1 protein-coding gene is annotated in these 1062 nt (G+C 73.2%); it reads left to right on the top strand.

Going from position 1 to position 1062, the window contains the following annotated elements; translation table 11 throughout:
* On the top strand, nt 1-1062 hold a 1062-nt coding region (locus tag B0E41_RS19680; protein WP_253195032.1), incomplete at both ends, for a pseudouridine synthase.

The following is a 1062-nucleotide window of genomic DNA, read 5'->3' as shown; positions in this document are numbered from 1 at the left end:
GTGGGAGCCTTCGCAGGGCTTCGGCGCCAAACGGTCCGGCCCCGAGGGCGAACGCGCCGAGCGCCCGCGTTATGGCGCTGACCGCCCGGGCGGCGACCGACCCGCAGGCCCACGCCCCAGCGGCGACCGCCCACGCGCTGGCTCCGGTGCCGCCCCGCGCGGCGACGACCGCGGCTGGAGCGAGCGCCCGGCCCCGCGCCGCAGCGACCCGCGCGACGCACCCTACGGCGCTGGCGACCGCCCGCAACGTGCGCCATCCCCCGCGCCGCGCCCGGTGCAGCCGCACCGGCCCGACCTCGCCCGCGTCGGCAACGTGCGCGGTGAAGTCCGCCTCAACAAACGCATGGCCGATCTCGGCCTGTGCTCGCGCCGCGAGGCCGACGAATGGATCGCTCGCGGCTGGGTGCTGGTCAACGGCGAGCCAGCCGTCATGGGCATGCCCGTGGCGCCCGACGCCCAGGTGGAGGTGCTGCCCCAGGCGCGCCACCAGCAGGCCGGGCAGGTGACGATCCTGCTGCACAAGCCCATGGGCTACGTGAGTGGCCAGCCCGAAGACGGCCACGAAGCCGCCGCCACGCTGATCGGCGCGCCCAGCCAGTGGCGCGGCGACGCCCGCCACCCGGCCGACGGCCGCCGCTTCGCCCCTGAACACACCCGCGGCCTTGCGCCCTGCGGCCGACTCGACATCGACTCCGTGGGTCTGCTCGTGCTCACGCAGGACGGCCGCATCGCGAGGCAGCTCATCGGTGAAAACAGCGGCATCGAAAAGGAGTACCTGGTGCGCGTGCACTACGCGCCCAACGGCCCGCACGGTGCGGGCGTGGTCACGCAAGACGTGCAGGCTGTCTTTCCCGCGGACCAACTGGCCCGGTTGCGCCACGGCCTGAGCCTGGACGACCAGCCCTTGAAGCCCGCCCAGGTGGAGTGGATGAACCCCGAGCAGCTGCGCTTTGTGTTGGTCGAAGGCAAAAAGCGCCAGATCCGCCGCATGTGCGAACAGGTGGGCCTGCACGTGGTGGGCCTGAAGCGCATCCGCATCGGCAACGTGGTGCTGGGGAATCT

Source organism: Hydrogenophaga sp. A37 (assembly GCF_002001205.1).
In the GTDB taxonomy this organism is placed as follows: Bacteria; Pseudomonadota; Gammaproteobacteria; order Burkholderiales; family Burkholderiaceae_C; genus Hydrogenophaga.
The sequence above is the reverse complement of the archived record's forward strand: the minus strand, read 5'-3'. Positions and strand labels throughout refer to the sequence as shown.